Raw genomic sequence first — 16,650 nt, forward strand, 5'->3', positions numbered from 1 at the left:
TAACCAGAACAACTATGATTAAACATAAACAATGAAAAAGATGAAAAACATTTTACTAATGACGGTTGTCCTTGGATTGAGCACAACCAATGCCAATGCGCAGTTTGTAGATTCTACTATTCCCTCATTACCAGGTTGGAGAAGTATACCTGGTGATGAATTTAATGGTTCTTCTATTGATAAAAACAATTGGGGGCTGTATGGTGATCCTGCAAAGTACTATTCAAATGAATTCTATGGCAATAATGAAAAGCAAGGAATGGCGCAAATTTATCGTGACAAAATGGTGACGGTAAAAGATGGAGTTGCTACCATTCGTGCCACTCGTGATGCGATAGAAACAGGACTTAATACGAATTACGCACAGAAGAAAAATCTAAATCCTGGCGTAATGTCTCGTACCCCTTTGCATCCTGAACACAATTTCTCTGACATTGGCTGGTGGTCTGGCTTCATGTCGAGCCGAGATGCAAAGAAGTATTATCCCTTTTATTCTCGTATAGAAGTAAAAGCAAAGGTGCCTTACGAGTTTGGTACATGGATGGCTTTATGGCTTCGTCACCGAATGGGTGCAAGTAAGTTTGAAATAGACTTGCTCGAATTCTTCGTAAACGATGATGATAAGGACTGGACAAACTGGCAAAATCACACCTTTAAATTTGCAGGTAAGAAAGTGTTACACCAATCTATTCATGGATTAAGACGCACTTTAGACCAGAATAATAAGGTAGTGGTAGACAACAGCTACAATTATAATCCATATTCAGAACGTGTTAGAGAGGTATCGTTTGATCCTTCAGCCGATTTTCACGTCTATGGTGCGCAAATAGATCCGCTACCTGGCGACTCTGCCGTGCATTTTGCAGTAAGTTTCTTATTAGATGGTAGGGTGAGATCGGTGTTCTCTACAAAAGATTATAAGATAAAAAACACTTCGATCTATCAATATAACGAAGTTTTAAAAAACGAATACTTTGTTAATGGCGACTTAGAACATGTATGGGACGTGGCTATTAACGGAGGAATTGGAGGTAAGCCCGATGGCAAGGGCGGTGGAGTTTTATACCCACATCAAAATCCTAAATATGGAGGAGATATCAATAAAACCCCTCATAACTATGATATGAATGTCGATTGGTTGCGTGTTTATAAACGTACTAATAAACCTTTGTGGTTGGGTTCGGTGCCTGTAAGCTGGGATTGGCGCAGCACTACGGCTGAAGTGGCGGTGCCAGCAGTGAGATTTGCCGATCTACAAGTAGGCGATCAACTGGTGATTGATATAGATACTTTGAGTGCATCTGAGTTTAGACAGTCTGGTAAAATAAAACTCGATATATATGATAAGCAAGGCAAATCTCTCACCACTTTGAAACCAGGACTTTCGCAACAAGATGCGCAAGTGACCTTTATTGTAGATACAGAAGACTTTTGCAATAAGCTAAAAAGCGAAGGCTGTGTGTTAAAAGGCGAGAATGTTCGTTTGTTCTCAGTGTGTCGTTCTTCTAAGAATAGTGCAAAATGGGTGGGCTTTAAACAAATGAAATGGGGCGAAACGATTGTCCCAGCAGAGCAGTTTAAAGATCTAAGATATGGCCAAAAAATAGAGATTATGGTGCGAGATGTTGAGCCTAATGCAAAGGTTTACTTGCAACAATATAGAAAACCAGAGCCAGGTAATCGCAGTAGACCATCTCTTTCTTCTGATAAACAATATGGACATATTTTGAAATTAACGGAGGGAAGCGATGAGAAAGTTTACACCTTTGTGCCCAATGAACAAGCCGTTAAAGAGTTGAAAACCTATGGATTGGGCGTAACAGGTAAGGGCTTTTTCTTAAGAAGTGTGCGTGTTGTAGACGGACAAATGCTCACTTCGTCTGTTTCAAAAATGGAAATTGCACCCAAAAATCCAGGAGCGGTATATACCATTAGCGGTATTAAGGTGGCAGACTCTTATAAAGAGGGAACCCTTCCCAAAGGAGTTTATATTGTAGACGGCAAAAAAATAGTTGTAAAATAATGATTATTCAATAGGTCTCTCCTCATTTTCTATGGGCAATATCTCGTAGAAAGGGGAGAGATCTCTTTTTTTTATCTATACGTCGGTAGGTCTTTTACGTTTTCAAAATAAAAGAACTTATTGAACTTCTCATTTAGTTGGTAGTAAGAATACCAATGTTGTACCATCTCATTATTGAAATATTCTTGAAGAAAAGGAGTGCTTTTCTGTGATTTTATTCGTATTTTTGCCCTATGTGTGGCAAGAAATGGATTTCTGCAAGTTACGTTGTTAGCAAAAGAAAGCACAACAAAAGTAGTTTGTTCTTTTGGTAGGTGTTTGTTTATCTGATACTTATAAGCCGAATAAAGGACGAAGTTGTAGAGAAAAATGAGTCTGCACAACCAATAAAGAAATATTTTATTATTATCTATTCTAAACATATTTCAGTATGAAGAAAATACTTTTAGTTGCCGTTGCCTCGCTTTTTGTGAGCAAAATGCTCTTGGCTCAAGACGTGAAAAGCGAGATTATTGCCAACAAAAACCTGAGTGCAAGTAACTATTTGGCTTATCCTATGCCCCAAAACACCAAGGATACGCCAGCACCAAAAGGTTATAAACCTTGTTATCTTAGTCATTATGGCCGTCATGGCTCACGTTTTTTGATCGACAAAAACGATTATCTTAAGCCCCTTGCACTCTTCTTAAAAGCCGATGCACAACACCTTTTGACACAAAAAGGTTGCGAAGTGCTCGAGAAATTGAAAAAGATAGAGTCGGAGAGTCATAATCGTTATGGAGAACTAACCGACTTAGGAGCTCGTCAGCATCAAGAAATTGCAGAACGTATGTATCATCGTTTCCCTGTGATATTTAGCGATTCTAATTGCGTTGAGGCAAAAAGTACGGTTGTGATTCGTTGTATCTTGTCGATGGAAAACGAACTTTTGAAGTTCGCAACGCTTAATCCTCGTCTTAAAATGAAGCACGATGCAAGTCATCACGACATGTATTATATGAACTTAAACGATAGCGTTTTGTTCTCGAAAAGAAGACCTAAAGAGGTGACAGACCTTATCAATAACTGGGAAAACAGCAACATTCACCCACAACGTTGCATTCAGCAACTATTCACCGACACCACTTTTGTGGCGAAAGAAATGGGTGTGCGCAAGTTATATCTCACCCTTTTTAGAGTGGCAACCATTCTTCAAAACTCAGAAATTGGTAATCATCTCACTCTGTTCGACCTCTTTACCAACGACGAACTATATGCTCTTTGGCAACGAAACAACATACATTGGTATATCTCAAGTGGTCCAGCACCTCAGAATGGCGGTATGCAACCCTTCTCACAACGCAATCTTTTAAAGAACATTATGCACCAAGCCGACAGCTGTTTGCAGTTGAAACGCCCAGGAGCAACCCTTCGTTTTGGACACGAAACAATTGTGTTGCCACTTGTTTGCCTACTTGGTATCAATGGACACGATAAACAAATTAGTTCTATCGACAAGTTAGAACAAGAGGGTTGGGTAAATTATCGAATCTTCCCAATGGCTGCTAATGTGCAATTGGTGTTCTATCGCCGTTCAGAAAACGATAAAGATGTGTTGGTGAAAGTGCTGCTCAATGAGCAAGAAGCAATCCTTCCATTGCCCACAAAACATGCTCCTTATTATCGTTGGAGCGACTTTAAAAACTATTACAACGCAAAGTTACAGAGCTTTAAGCCCTAAAATGGTATAGAATGTAGAGTTATGAGATAGGATTTCTTATGAAGAAAAGAATGAAATAAGTAACAAAAAAGTTGTATAACTCATTTCTTTTCACTAACTTTGCATCGTTCAGTGGAATGAGAGGCTCACATATTGAGCTTCTCATTCTTGTTTTAAAATATAAAGGAAAGAACGAATTAACAACAAATTTATGATCGATAAAAATGTCGTAAAGCAGCTAGTAGAACAGTGGTTGCAAGATAAAGACTACTTCTTGGTAGGCATTGAAGTGAGTAATGATGACCGAGTAGTGGTTGAGATAGATCATTCTGAAGGTGTTTGGATTGAAGACTGTGTAGCACTTAGTAAGTTTATAGAAGATCACATGAGCAAAGATGAGATCGACTATGAACTTGAAGTAGGCTCTGCAGGATTGGGTCAGCCTTTTAAAGTGCCACAACAATACATCAACTTCATTGGTAAAGAAGTGGAAGTGTTAGATGCTGACGGCAGAAAAGTAAAAGGTTTGCTTAAAAGTGTTGATGGAACTACATTCGTGGTGACCGTTAAAGAAAAGGTGAAAGTCGATGGAAAGAAACGTCCTGTGTTGCAAGATGTGGATCATACCTACGACATGAATAAAGTGAAATATACAAAATACTTAATAAGTTTCAAATAAAAGCTATGGTAGCAAGAAAGAAAGAAGACGAGTCGATGAGCATGATCGACACCTTTAAAGAGTTTAAAGATACCAAAAATATCGATCGTGCAACCCTTGTTAGCGTTCTAGAAGAAAGCTTCCGCAATGTACTTGCAAAGCTGTTCGGTAGCGATGAGAACTTCGATGTTATCGTGAATCCAGATAAAGGCGATTTTGAAATCTATCGAAATCGTGTAGTTGTGGCTGATGGAGAGGTGAGCGACGAGAACAAAGAAATTGCTTTGAGCGATGCAATCAAGATTGAACCCGACTATGAAGTGGGCGAAGAAGTATCTGAAAGAGTAAATTTCGCAGGTTTCGGGCGTCGTGCCATCTTGAACTTACGTCAAACATTAGCATCAAAAGTGTTAGAACTTGAACACGATGCCTTGTATAATAAGTATAAAGACCGTGTGGGTCAAATTATTTCTGCAGAGGTTTATCAAGTTTGGAAGCGTGAAGTACTTTTGGTAGACGATGAAAACAACGAATTGAAACTACCTAAAACAGAGCAAATTCCTGCTGACGTTTACCGCAAAGGCGAAACTGTTCGTGCCGTAATTGCTCGTGTAGACAACGAAAATAACAATCCAAAAATATTCTTGTCTCGTACAAGTCCAATGTTCCTTGAGCGTCTTTTAGAAGCTGAAGTTCCTGAAATTAACGACGGATTAATCGCTATAAAGAAGATTGCTCGTATGCCAGGAGAACGTGCTAAGATTGCTGTTGAAAGCTATGACGAGCGCATCGATCCAGTAGGAGCATGTGTGGGAGTGAAAGGAAACCGTATTCATGGTATCGTAAGAGAGCTTTGCAACGAGAATATCGACGTGGTGAACTATACTTCTAACATTAAGTTGTTCATTCAACGTGCGTTGAGTCCTGCTATAATCAATAGCATCAACATCGATGAAGAGGCTCATAAAGCAGAGGTATTCTTACAACCAGAGCAAGTAAGTTTGGCTATTGGACGTAGTGGTTTGAACATTAAACTTGCATCAATGCTTACAGAATACACAATTGATGTATTCCGTGAGATCAATGAAAATGAAGCAGATGAAGACATCTACTTAGACGAATTTGCTGATGAAATCGAACAATGGATTATCGATTCAATTAAAGCAATAGGCTTAGATACAGCTAAGAGCGTGCTAAGTGCGCCAAGAGAAATGCTTGTAGAGAAAGCCGATCTTGAAGAGGAAACAGTTGATCATGTTTTAAATGTACTTCGTGCAGAGTTTGAAGGATAATCACTTCAAACTCACTAAAACAGATGAGGGACTGCAATTTCCTTGATATATTACAAAAAGAAAATTAAAATAGAGTTTTAAGAAAAGAATGAGTATCAGATTAAACAAAGCAATACGTGAATTAAATATAGGAATGCAAACGGCAGTTGAATTCCTAGAAAAACGAAAAGACTTGGGAGAAGTGCCTAAGGATAACGCCAACTTTAAATTAAACGATGCACAATATAATGCATTGGTAGAAGCCTTTAAGCACGAAGCTGATGTGAAAAGTCAAGCGGAAAAGATCTTCCCAAAGAAACAAAAAGAAAAGAAACGTGCTGCAGTAAGCGAGGACACCCGTGGTGAAGACTTGTTGCAATCAACCAACCAACAAAAGTTTACACCATTAGGTAAAATCGATCTTGATGGCGTTGAAAAGAAAACATCATCTAAGAAGTCTGTAGCTCAAACTGAAAAGACTGATAGTAACTCTAAGGCTACTGCCGAAAGCCAAGAAAAACAACCTGCTGTTGTGAAAGAGGTAAAACCAAAGTCTGAAGCAAAGGCGCACGCAAAGGAACATAGCAAAGAGTCGCACAAGACTCATAAAGAGGCTAAGGCTCCTGTTGCTGCTGTAGAAGCTGGACCTAAAAAGCCAGCTGCAGAAGCTCCAAAGGCGGTGATCTCTGAAGAGCCAAAAGCAAAAGAAGAAGATAAGAAAGTGGAAACAGAAGACAAAAAAGATGATATTTTCCAGCTCAATAGTGAGAAGAAAATACTTAATGGTCCGAATGTATTAGGCAAAATCGATCTTGCAACACTCAATCAAAGCACTCGTCCTAAGAAGAAAACAAAGGAAGAGCGCAAGAAAGAGCGTGAAGAAAAGGCTCAACAACAAGCAGGAGAGCGCAAAAAACGTGTGCGTATTAATAAGGAACGTGTTGATATCAATGCAGAGGTGAGTCAAAATGCAAACCGCAATCGCAACAATAACAACACACCTAATAACAACGCAGGCAACAAAAACAAGAAAAAGAAAAACAAACCCGTTAAATCTGTTGAGGTAAATGATGAGGATGTAGCAAGACAAGTGAAAGAAACCTTGGCTCGACTAACCAACAAGCAGAACCAAAACAAGAAGGGTGCGAAGTATAGAAAGGAAAAACGTGAGGCCGTTCAAGAGAAGATGAACGCTGAAGCAAATGCCGAACGTAAAGACAGCAAGACACTAAAACTAACAGAATTCGTAACTGTTAGCGAGCTTGCAACAATGATGGACGTTTCAGTTAACAAAGTAATTGGAACATTGATGAGCGTCGGAATCATGGTTTCTATCAACCAACGTCTAGATGCAGAGACCATTAATCTTGTTGCAGAAGAATGTGGATTCAAGACAGAATACGTGAGTGCAGAAGTGCAAGAGGCTGTAAGTGAGGAGGAAGATGATGAAAACGATCTTGTTCCACGTTCACCAATTGTAACTGTAATGGGTCACGTTGACCATGGTAAAACAAGTCTTCTCGACTATATTCGCAACACCAATGTCATCGCAGGTGAGGCTGGTGGAATCACACAACATATCGGAGCGTACAACGTTCAGCTAGAAGATGGACGTCGTATCACATTCCTTGATACTCCAGGTCACGAAGCTTTTACAGCGATGCGTGCACGTGGAGCACAGGTAACCGACATCGCAATCATCATTATCTCAGCCGATGACTCTGTGATGCCTACAACAAAAGAGGCTATTGCACACGCTCAAGCAGCAAACGTTCCAATGGTATTCGCTTTGAATAAAATCGATAAGCCAGGAGCAAACCCTGACAAGATTCGTGAAGACCTATCTCAAATGAATCTATTAGTAGAGGAATGGGGTGGTAAATACCAATCACAAGAGATCAGTGCGAAGAAGGGAATCGGTGTAGGAGAATTGTTAGAGAAAGTTCTTTTGGAAGCAGAAATGCTCGACCTAAAGGCTAATCCAAACAGAAGAGCAACAGGTTCAATCATCGAATCATCATTAGATAAAGGACGTGGATACGTTTCTACCGTCTTAGTTAGCAACGGTACACTTAAAGTGGGCGATAACATTATCGCTGGAACACACTGGGGTCGTATCAAAGCTATGTTCAATGAGCGTAACCAACGCATACAATCTGCTGGTCCATCAGAGCCTGCAATCATCCTAGGACTTAACGGAGCGCCTACCGCTGGTGACTCTTTCCACGTGTTAGAGACTGAACAAGAGGTTCGAGATATTGCTAATAAGCGTGAACAACTACAACGTGAACAAGGCTTACGTACACAAAAACGTTTGACCTTGAGCGACATCTCTCACCGTATCGCATTGGGATCATTCAAGGAATTGAATATCCTTGTGAAGGGAGATACCGACGGTTCTGTTGAAGCATTGAGCGATTCGTTCTTGAAGATGTCTACCGAAAAGATTAAGGTAAACGTGATCTACAAGGCAGTAGGACAGATTTCAGAGAGCGATGTGACTCTTGCAGACGCTAGTGATGCTATTATTGTTGGATTCCAAGTGCGTCCTTCAGCAGCAGCACGCCGTCAAGCAGAGAACGCAGGCGTTGAAATCAACACTTATTCAGTTATCTATGACGCTATCGACGATGTGAAGAAGGCGATGGAAGGTATGTTGGATAAGGTGAAGAAAGAAGTCGTTACAGGACAAGTTGAAGTGCGTGAGGTTTACAAGATATCTAAGGTTGGAACCGTTGCAGGTGCTCTTGTTACCGAAGGAAAAGTGCATCGCACCGACAAAGCACGTGTTGTTCGTGACGGAATCGTTATCCACACTGCTCCAATCAATGCGCTAAAACGATATAAAGATGATGTGAAAGACGTTGCAGCAAACTTCGAATGTGGTATAAGTCTAACCAACTTTAACGACATTCAGGTAGGTGATGTTCTTGAAACATTCATGGAAATAGAGGTACAACAAACCTTATAGTAACATTTGTTACCATATAGTATTGTGGTATGCAATTTGTTATAAAAAAAAAGAAAAGGGGCGATCTTCGGGTCGTCCCTCTAACGGATAACACAATATATAATTGTATGGAAGGACAAGAAAAACAGAAAAATGAATACGTTAGGAGTGTCGCCGAGCGCAAATATGAGTTCGGCTTTACTACTGATGTACACACAGATATCATTCCAACGGGCTTAAACGAAGACGTAGTTCGTTTGATTTCGCAAAAGAAAAACGAACCCGAATGGCTCTTGGAATTTCGTCTTAAGGCTTTCGAACACTGGAAAACAATGAAGCAACCAACGTGGGCGCATCTTGATTTACCAGAGATCGATTATCAAGCCATATCATATTATGCCGATCCAATGGCGAAGAAGCCTGCAGGAGATGGTAAAATAGACCCAGAACTAGAGAAAACATTCGACAAACTAGGTATTCCTTTAGAAGAAAGGCTTGTACTTAGTGGAGTTGCTGTAGATGCAATTATGGACTCAGTCTCTGTTAAAACAACCTTCAAAGAGAAGCTTGCAGAGAAAGGAGTCATCTTTTCGTCTATAGGAGAGGCTGTTCAAGAGCACCCAGAGCTCATCAAAGAATATCTCGGAACAGTAGTTCCTTATCGTGATAACTTCTTTGCAGCGTTGAACAGTGCAGTCTTTAGTGATGGATCTTTTGTGTATATACCCAAAGGAGTGCGCTGTCCTATGGAGCTAAGTAGCTACTTTAGAATCAATGCCCGCAACACAGGACAGTTCGAAAGAACCCTCATCGTGGCAGAAGACGATAGTTATGTAAGTTATTTGGAAGGCTGTACAGCACCTATGCGAGATGAAAATCAGCTTCATGCAGCTATTGTTGAGATTATTATTAAAGACAATGCAGAGGTGAAATATTCAACCGTTCAGAACTGGTATCCAGGCGATGAGAATGGTAAAGGTGGTGTGTTTAACCTCGTAACCAAACGTGGTGACCTTCGAGGAGTAAACTCTAAGCTCTCTTGGACACAAGTAGAAACAGGTAGTGCCATCACTTGGAAGTATCCATCTTGCATACTTAGAGGAGACAACTCACAAGCAGAATTCTACAGTGTGGCAGTTACTAACAACTATCAACAAGCCGATACGGGTACAAAGATGACACACATGGGTAAGAACACCAAGAGTACTATCATCTCAAAAGGAATCAGTGCAGGACACAGCCAGAACTCTTATCGAGGCTTAGTGCGTGCAACTCCCAATGCAGATAACGCCCGCAACTATAGCTCTTGCGATAGTTTATTGCTCGGAGACAAGTGTGGAGCGCACACATTCCCATATATGGACATTCATAACGACTCTGCAGTTATTGAGCACGAGGCTACAACAAGTAAGATTGGAGAAGACCAATTGCTTTATTGTAATCAACGAGGAATCCCCACAGAGCAGGCTATTGGCTTGATAGTTAACGGCTATGCGAAAGAAGTTTTGAATAAACTTCCAATGGAATTTGCTGTTGAGGCTCAGAAACTCTTGTCGGTATCATTAGAAGGAACAGTAGGATAAACAGATAAAAAGAACATTCAGTAAGATTATGTCAGCACGTCTTTCTCGTCTCATCGCTTTCTTCTTCATGCTGTTCAGCAGTTCAATAGCTTTGGCAGAAGATTACAATAACCCCTACAATTTCTCGGTAGAGGTAGGTGGAGGAATTCTTTTCGCACCTCGATTGCAGGCAGATAATGGCACGAAAGACGTTTGGACCAATCATAACTTCAGTGGTTATGTAAAGGGAATGTCCTTTAAGTTACGTGGAGAATATTACATTCCATCGACTAACTTTTCTATCAAAGGAGGAATAGAGAACGAGAGTTTTCAGATACAAGATAGCTATGTCAGCGAGCCTTTAAAACAAATTATGTTAGGAGGTCGCTACTATCCCATAGGAATGTTAAAGGTTTTTCGACCTTATGTGGGTTTCGACACCTATTACAACATAGGAAGAAAGAGAACCGAAGATTTCGTTTCTCAGTCAGAAGGAGCCTATTTGCCAGGATATTCGCAACATAGCATTATTCAATATCCTCGTTTCAGCGTCTCACCCGTGTTGGGAACCGACATCGCAATGACAAAAAGTATCTCGGTAGGTTTGGAATATGGCTATCGATTAGGCTTGAGTTCAAAAGTGCAAACCAATGTTCAAGCAAAGAAGACAGTACCCCCAACGGTCTTTAGTGCACCTTTGCATCGACACTCTATTGCCCTAACATTAAAAGTCTCATTCCCATTCACTTTCGAAGATGTAGACTTATTTACATTGTTTGGGCTATTAGATTATAAGAGAGTAAAAGAAAAAATAAGATATTAAACACAACAATATATGTTAGAAGTAAAGAATCTTCATGCCAATATCGGCGAAAAAGAAATATTAAGAGGCATCAACCTCACAGTAAAAGATGGCGAAACACACGCCATTATGGGTCCTAATGGATCAGGAAAGAGTACCCTTAGTGCCGTTTTAGTGGGCAATCCTTTGTTCGAAGTAACCGAAGGTTCAGCTACCTATAATGGCAAAGACCTTCTTGAAATGAAGCCCGAAGATCGTGCAAACGAAGGTATCTTCCTTTCATTTCAATATCCAGTAGAGATTCCAGGCGTATCAATGACCAACTTCATGCGTGCTGCTATCAACGAAAAACGTAAGTATCAAGGCAAAGAACCCTTGAATGCTGCCGACTTCTTGAAGTTGATGCGTGAGAAAAGAGCAATCGTTGAGCTCGACTCTAAGCTCTCTAACCGAAGCGTGAACGAAGGCTTTAGCGGTGGAGAAAAGAAGCGCAACGAGATCTTTCAAATGGCAATGCTCGAGCCAACTCTACGCATCTTAGACGAAACCGACTCTGGTTTGGACGTTGATGCTTTGCGTATTGTGGCAGAAGGTGTGAATAAGTTGAAGACACCAGAAACCAGTACGATTGTCATTACACACTATGATCGATTGCTCGACATCATCAAACCCGACGTTATTCACGTGCTTTACAAAGGTCGTATCGTGAAAACAGCAGGACCAGAGCTTGCTAAACAGATTGAAGAAAGAGGTTACGATTGGATTAAAGCTGAAATAGGAGAGGAGTAATTGATATGGCATTACAACAAAGTCAATCAACTTCTGTAACAGCAAAGCAAAACAGCAGCGAGCAATATATTCAGCTTTTCGAGGCAGAACAAAATCTGCTTTGTCAGAATAGTGCCCCTGCCATGAATGCAAAGCGAGCAGAAGCATTGCAACATTTCAAGCAGTTAGGTATTCCACAACGCAAGGACGAGCGTTATAGATATACCGATATGCAGGCAATTTTTGCCCCCGATTATGGCTTAAACCTTCATCGTATGCCCTTTTCGTTCCGTCCAGAAGAGGTGTTCTCGTGCGATGTGCCCAATTTAAGCACTTCAGTTTATTTCTTAATGAACGACGTCTTCGATGTTAACTCATTGCCAAAGGGTAAGCTACCCGAAGGAGTTGTGGTTGATTCATTAAAGGAATATGCCCTAAAAAATCCCGATCTCATCGAGAAATACTATGCTAAGTTAGCCGCAACCGATAAAGATGGCATTGCAGCTTTAAACACAATGCTTGCACAAGACGGCTTGGTTGTTTATGTACCAAAGAACACAAAGGTAGAAAAAACAATACAAGTGATCAACATCATGCGCTCTGATGTAGACTTAATGCTCAACAGACGTGTCTTGATAGTTGTAGAACCAGGAGCCGAAGTAAAGATGTTGTTCTGCGATCACACTGCTAACGACCGCAATTATCTTGCTACACAGGTGATAGAAGCATACGTAGGCGAGAATGCATCGCTCGATCTTTATTGCATGGAAGAAACCAGTTACAACAACAAACGTGTAAGTAACGCTTATTTCGACCAAGCATCTAACAGTCGACTCACACACCATGTCATCACACTTCATAACGGAGTAACTCGCAACACCACCTCTCTTCGATTCAGTGGAGAAGGTGCAGAGTGCAATCTTTATGGCTGTGTCATTGCCGATAAGCAACAACATGTAGATAATAACACCCTCATCGACCATGCAGTTCCTCATTGCACCAGCAACGAATTGTATAAGTATGTGTTAGACGGACACAGCACAGGAGCTTTTGCAGGCCGTGTATTGGTTCAGAAAGATGCACAAAAAACATCGTCAGAAGAGCGCAACCAAAATATATGTGTCACCAAAGAAGCTCGCATGTATTCACAACCCGAGTTAGAAATATATGCCGACGACGTGAAATGTGCGCATGGTTCAACCGTAGGACAGCTCAATGATGCAGCGCTATTCTATATGCGTCAGCGAGGAATCAGCGAGAAAGAGGCTAAGTTCTTGTTAGAGTTTGCCTTCATCAATGAGGTAGTAGACCAAATAAAGCTTGAGCCTTTAAGAGAGCGTTTGCATCATCTTGTAGAGAAAAGGTTCAGAGGCGAGCTTGGAACTTGCGGTAATTGTAACCTTTGTGTCTAAGTAGATATAACCCATAAAGAGTTTGTTCAAATGGCAATAGCCTTGTGCTCAAAAAGCCATTAACAAACTCTTTCTCTCTTTCTATTTGCCCATTCAGGTGCAAAATAGATTTTATTCACCTTTTATTTATAGTTAGGTATGTATCAAATAGAGGACGTTAGAAAAGATTTCCCCATTCTTTCTAAAACCATTTACAATAAGCCTTTGGTGTATTTAGATAATGCAGCCACCACCCAAAAGCCTCTATCGGTGATAGAAGCCATGAACAATGAGTATTTAAATGTCAACTCCAATGTTCATAGAGGCGTGCATTGGTTGTCGCAACAGGCTACCGAATTACACGAAAGTGCTCGAGAAACATTGCGCAAGTTTATCAATGCCAAGTCTACCAACGAAATTATTTTCACCCGAGGCACCACCGAAAGCATCAATCTTGTAGCCTCTTCGTTTGTCGAAGGCTTTATGAATGCAGGCGATGAGGTGATTGTTTCAGAGATGGAACACCATTCCAACATTGTTCCTTGGCAGTTGCAAATGGCACGAAAGGGCATTGCTTTGAAGGTTGCTCCTATCGACGACGAAGGCAATTTAGATATGGAAGCCTTTAAAAAGCTGTTCAGCGAGCGTACCAAGTTGGTGAGTATCGCCCACGTTAGCAATGTGCTCGGAACAGTTAATCCTATCGATGAAATCATACAATTTGCCCATTCGCAAGGCGTTCCCGTGTTAGTTGATGGCGCACAGAGTGCTCCTCACTTTGCAATAGATGTGCAAGCGATGGATTGCGACTTCTTTGCGTTGAGCGGACACAAGATGTATGGACCCACAGGAATAGGCGTTTTGTATGGAAAAGAAGAGTGGTTAGACCGCATGCCACCCTATCAAGGAGGCGGAGAGATGATCGAAACAGTTTCGTTCGATAAGGTAACGTTCGAAAAACCACCTTTGAAATTCGAGGCAGGAACACCCGATTACGTTGCAACTCACGGCTTAGCCACAGCTGTAGACTATCTGCTCGACTTGGGAATGGACAATATTCAAAAGCACGAAGCCATGCTCACAAAATACGCAATGGAGCAATTGTCAACGATAAAAGATATCCGTTTCATCGGAACACCACGTCAAAAAGATGCAGTGGTGAGCTTCTTAGTGGGCGACATTCATCCTTTCGATTTAGGAACACTGCTCGATCGTCTTGGCATAGCATTGCGCACAGGTCACCATTGCGCTCAACCGCTTATGCAACGCTTGAGCATTCAAGGCACCGTTCGTGCAAGTTTTGGCTTGTATAACACCAAAGAAGAGATCGATGTGTTGGTTAAAGGCATCGAACGAGTGGCTGCCATGTTCTAAAATGCGCCTAAAGTGCGTTTTAAAGCAAGTTTAGTAGCATTGGCATAAACTAATGGTAATAGATGAAAAAAGGCGATTCTAAGGAAAAGAAACCCATCCATTTGCTTCAATCACATTATTATGATGGATTGATTGAGGCAGGTTGCGACGAGGCAGGACGTGGTTGTTTGGCTGGAAGTGTGTATGCTGCGGCGGTCATTCTACCGCAAAACTATTCGCATCCTTATCTAAACGACTCGAAACAGCTCACCGAAAAGCGCAGAATGATATTGCGAAAGGACATCGAAAAAGATGCCATTGCATGGGCAGTAGGTGTGGTTTCGCCCGAAGAAATCGACGAAATCAATATCCTTAAAGCGAGCTTTTTGGCCATGCACAGAGCCATAGATCAACTCAAAGTGCGCCCCGAAGCCCTCATTATCGATGGCAACCGCTTCACTCCTTATCAGAACTTGCCCTACACGCCTATTGTAAAAGGCGATGCAAAGTATTTATCTATTGCCGCAGCAAGTATTCTTGCGAAGACTTATCGAGATGAGTATATGGAAGAACTCCACAGTCAATATCCGCAATACGAATGGAGTAAGAACAAAGGTTATCCCACCGTTGCGCACCGAGAGGCGATAAAAAAATATGGAACAACGCCATTTCATCGAATGTCGTTCAATCTTTTAGGCGAAGAAAAACAGCTTTCTTTCGATTTCTAAGACCCCAAAAAGGCGGATAAACAACGCTAAAAGCGGTTCTTTTGATTAAAAATTACGGGCAGATATTTGGTTGTTTGTTTAAAATATACTACCTTTGCACGTGTAATTCTGTGTAGAATTATATTATTAGGGCTTTTAGCTCAGTTGGTTAGAGCAACAGACTCATAATCTGGAGGTCCTTGGTTCAAGCCCAAGATGGCCCACAAGCAGTTCGCAAAACTTATCTTGCGAACTGCTTTTTTTATGTTTGTTTGATATGGATTTCTATAAAATGACGATGCAATAATGGTATTTATAACAGCTATCATCTTTTTATATACGGCATTCATAAAATGTTATTGTTCACCAATTTATAAAGAATAACGCTCTTTTAATTTAAAAAATATCATCTTTTTATATCTTTTTGCAAGAAAAGAACATTTGATAATATGTTTTTATTTATCTTTGAAATACTTTTATAACGTATCTGCTCGTTATAAAAATCTCCTTTGTTAGGATCAAATTTATAAAGGTTTGAGAAATTAAAAGCAATCAATAAACAAAAAATATTATTCATTTAATTAAAGAACTTATATGAAACAACTTTATCTTTTGCTGATAACCCTGCTCGTAAGTTTATCAGCTTATGCCGAAAAATCTGGAACTTGTGGTGATAATCTACAATGGAAACTCACAGATGAAGGCGTGTTAACCATTACAGGAACAGGAGAAATGCAAGATTGGAATGATTATAGTAGCCCATGGTACGAAAACGAAAGTGTTAAACAAGTTATCATAGGTGATGGTGTAACAACAATTGGGGATTGGGCTTTCTCTTATTGCCGTGCTCTTACTTCGATTACCATACCAAATAGTGTAACAACAATTGGGGATAATGCTTTCGAGAGTTGCTCTTCTCTTACTTCGATTACCATACCCAATAGTGTAACAACAATTGGGGATTATGCTTTCTCTTATTGCCGTGCTCTTACTTCCGTAATCATTTCTAATAGTGTAACAACAATTGGGGAGAGGACTTTCGCTAATTGCTATTCTCTTACTTCTGTAACCATTCCTAGTAGTGTAACAAGAATTGAGGATGGGGCTTTCTCTGATTGTGGGAATGTAAAACAGATTACAAGTGAGGCAGTAACTCCACCATATTGTTCTAGATATGCTTTTGATGGGGTTAACAGAAACGAATGTAAACTTTTTGTACCAAAGAATAGTATAGATGCTTATAAAAGAGCATATGTTTGGTGGCATTTTTTCCTTATTGAGGGTACCACTACTGGCATTAAAAACAACATCTACAATAAAATAGATAATGTAGATGTTTACACAATAGATGGAATAAAACGTTTAAGCAAAGCCAATGTTAACGAAATAAATGCTTTGCCTAAGGGCGTTTATATAATCAATGGTAAAAAGATAGTTATCAAATAATAAAATAAAAGACTAATTGC

12 protein-coding genes and 1 tRNA gene are annotated in these 16,650 nt (G+C 40.4%); all 13 read left to right on the plus strand.

What is annotated here, in order from left to right; translation table 11 throughout:
- The first annotated feature begins 40 nt into the window (after positions 1–40).
- Positions 41–2,023, plus strand: coding sequence for a glycoside hydrolase family 16 protein (locus tag A3GM_RS0105540; protein WP_025830053.1), 1,983 nt, complete (start codon positions 41–43; stop codon positions 2,021–2,023).
- A gap of 430 nt (positions 2,024–2,453) precedes the next feature.
- Entirely contained in the window at positions 2,454–3,743 is a 1,290-nt protein-coding gene (locus A3GM_RS0105550) for a histidine-type phosphatase (RefSeq protein WP_018362403.1), read from the plus strand.
- Positions 3,744–3,933: 190 nt separating this feature from the next.
- On the plus strand, positions 3,934–4,401 hold the full coding sequence (gene rimP, locus A3GM_RS0105560; protein ID WP_018362405.1) for a ribosome assembly cofactor RimP: 468 nt from the start codon (positions 3,934–3,936) through the stop codon (positions 4,399–4,401).
- A gap of 5 nt (positions 4,402–4,406) precedes the next feature.
- Entirely contained in the window at positions 4,407–5,672 is a 1,266-nt protein-coding gene (gene nusA / locus A3GM_RS0105565; protein ID WP_018362406.1) for a transcription termination factor NusA, read from the plus strand.
- 88 nt (positions 5,673–5,760) lie between these two features.
- Positions 5,761–8,622, plus strand: a complete 2,862-nt coding sequence (gene infB, locus A3GM_RS0105570) for a translation initiation factor IF-2 (RefSeq protein WP_018362407.1) — start codon at positions 5,761–5,763, stop codon at positions 8,620–8,622.
- A gap of 107 nt (positions 8,623–8,729) precedes the next feature.
- Entirely contained in the window at positions 8,730–10,184 is a 1,455-nt protein-coding gene (gene sufB / locus A3GM_RS0105575; protein WP_018362408.1) for a Fe-S cluster assembly protein SufB, read from the plus strand.
- Between the two features lie 28 nt (positions 10,185–10,212).
- Positions 10,213–10,986 carry a hypothetical protein gene (locus A3GM_RS0105580; protein WP_018362409.1) on the plus strand — a complete coding sequence of 258 codons (774 nt, stop codon included), beginning with the start codon at positions 10,213–10,215 and terminating at the stop codon, positions 10,984–10,986.
- 12 nt (positions 10,987–10,998) lie between these two features.
- A complete protein-coding gene (sufC, locus tag A3GM_RS0105585; protein WP_018362410.1) occupies positions 10,999–11,754 on the plus strand; it encodes a Fe-S cluster assembly ATPase SufC in 756 nt (251 codons plus the stop codon).
- A 5-nt stretch (positions 11,755–11,759) separates the two neighbouring features.
- Entirely contained in the window at positions 11,760–13,145 is a 1,386-nt protein-coding gene (sufD, locus tag A3GM_RS0105590) for a Fe-S cluster assembly protein SufD (protein WP_018362411.1), read from the plus strand.
- Positions 13,146–13,283: 138 nt separating this feature from the next.
- Positions 13,284–14,498, plus strand: a complete 1,215-nt coding sequence (locus A3GM_RS0105595; RefSeq protein WP_018362412.1) for a cysteine desulfurase — start codon at positions 13,284–13,286, stop codon at positions 14,496–14,498.
- 101 nt (positions 14,499–14,599) lie between these two features.
- Positions 14,600–15,205 carry a ribonuclease HII gene (locus A3GM_RS0105600; RefSeq protein WP_026216135.1) on the plus strand — a complete coding sequence of 202 codons (606 nt, stop codon included), beginning with the start codon at positions 14,600–14,602 and terminating at the stop codon, positions 15,203–15,205.
- A 129-nt stretch (positions 15,206–15,334) separates the two neighbouring features.
- Positions 15,335–15,408 (plus strand) — tRNA-Ile (locus A3GM_RS0105605).
- 370 nt (positions 15,409–15,778) lie between these two features.
- The gene (locus A3GM_RS0105615; protein WP_018362415.1) at positions 15,779–16,630 is read left to right on the plus strand and encodes a leucine-rich repeat domain-containing protein; all 852 of its coding nucleotides are present in this window, start codon (positions 15,779–15,781) and stop codon (positions 16,628–16,630) included.
- The last annotated feature ends 20 nt before the right edge of the window (positions 16,631–16,650 follow it).

It is taken from the genome of Hoylesella nanceiensis DSM 19126 = JCM 15639 (genome assembly GCF_000379965.1).
Lineage (GTDB): Bacteria > Bacteroidota > Bacteroidia > Bacteroidales > Bacteroidaceae > Prevotella > Prevotella nanceiensis.

Excerpts from the sequence above, each read along its gene's own strand:
- A3GM_RS0105540 (WP_025830053.1), top strand. The coding sequence starts at position 41 with ATGAAAAACATTTTACTAATGACGGTTGTCCTTGGATTGAGCACAACC.
- A3GM_RS0105550 (WP_018362403.1), top strand. The coding sequence starts at position 2,454 with ATGAAGAAAATACTTTTAGTTGCCGTTGCCTCGCTTTTTGTGAGCAAA.
- rimP (WP_018362405.1), top strand. The coding sequence starts at position 3,934 with ATGATCGATAAAAATGTCGTAAAGCAGCTAGTAGAACAGTGGTTGCAA.
- nusA (WP_018362406.1), top strand. The coding sequence starts at position 4,407 with ATGGTAGCAAGAAAGAAAGAAGACGAGTCGATGAGCATGATCGACACC.
- infB (WP_018362407.1), top strand. The coding sequence starts at position 5,761 with ATGAGTATCAGATTAAACAAAGCAATACGTGAATTAAATATAGGAATG.
- sufB (WP_018362408.1), top strand. The coding sequence starts at position 8,730 with ATGGAAGGACAAGAAAAACAGAAAAATGAATACGTTAGGAGTGTCGCC.
- A3GM_RS0105580 (WP_018362409.1), top strand. The coding sequence starts at position 10,213 with ATGTCAGCACGTCTTTCTCGTCTCATCGCTTTCTTCTTCATGCTGTTC.
- sufC (WP_018362410.1), top strand. The coding sequence starts at position 10,999 with ATGTTAGAAGTAAAGAATCTTCATGCCAATATCGGCGAAAAAGAAATA.
- sufD (WP_018362411.1), top strand. The coding sequence starts at position 11,760 with ATGGCATTACAACAAAGTCAATCAACTTCTGTAACAGCAAAGCAAAAC.
- A3GM_RS0105595 (WP_018362412.1), top strand. The coding sequence starts at position 13,284 with ATGTATCAAATAGAGGACGTTAGAAAAGATTTCCCCATTCTTTCTAAA.
- A3GM_RS0105615 (WP_018362415.1), top strand. The coding sequence starts at position 15,779 with ATGAAACAACTTTATCTTTTGCTGATAACCCTGCTCGTAAGTTTATCA.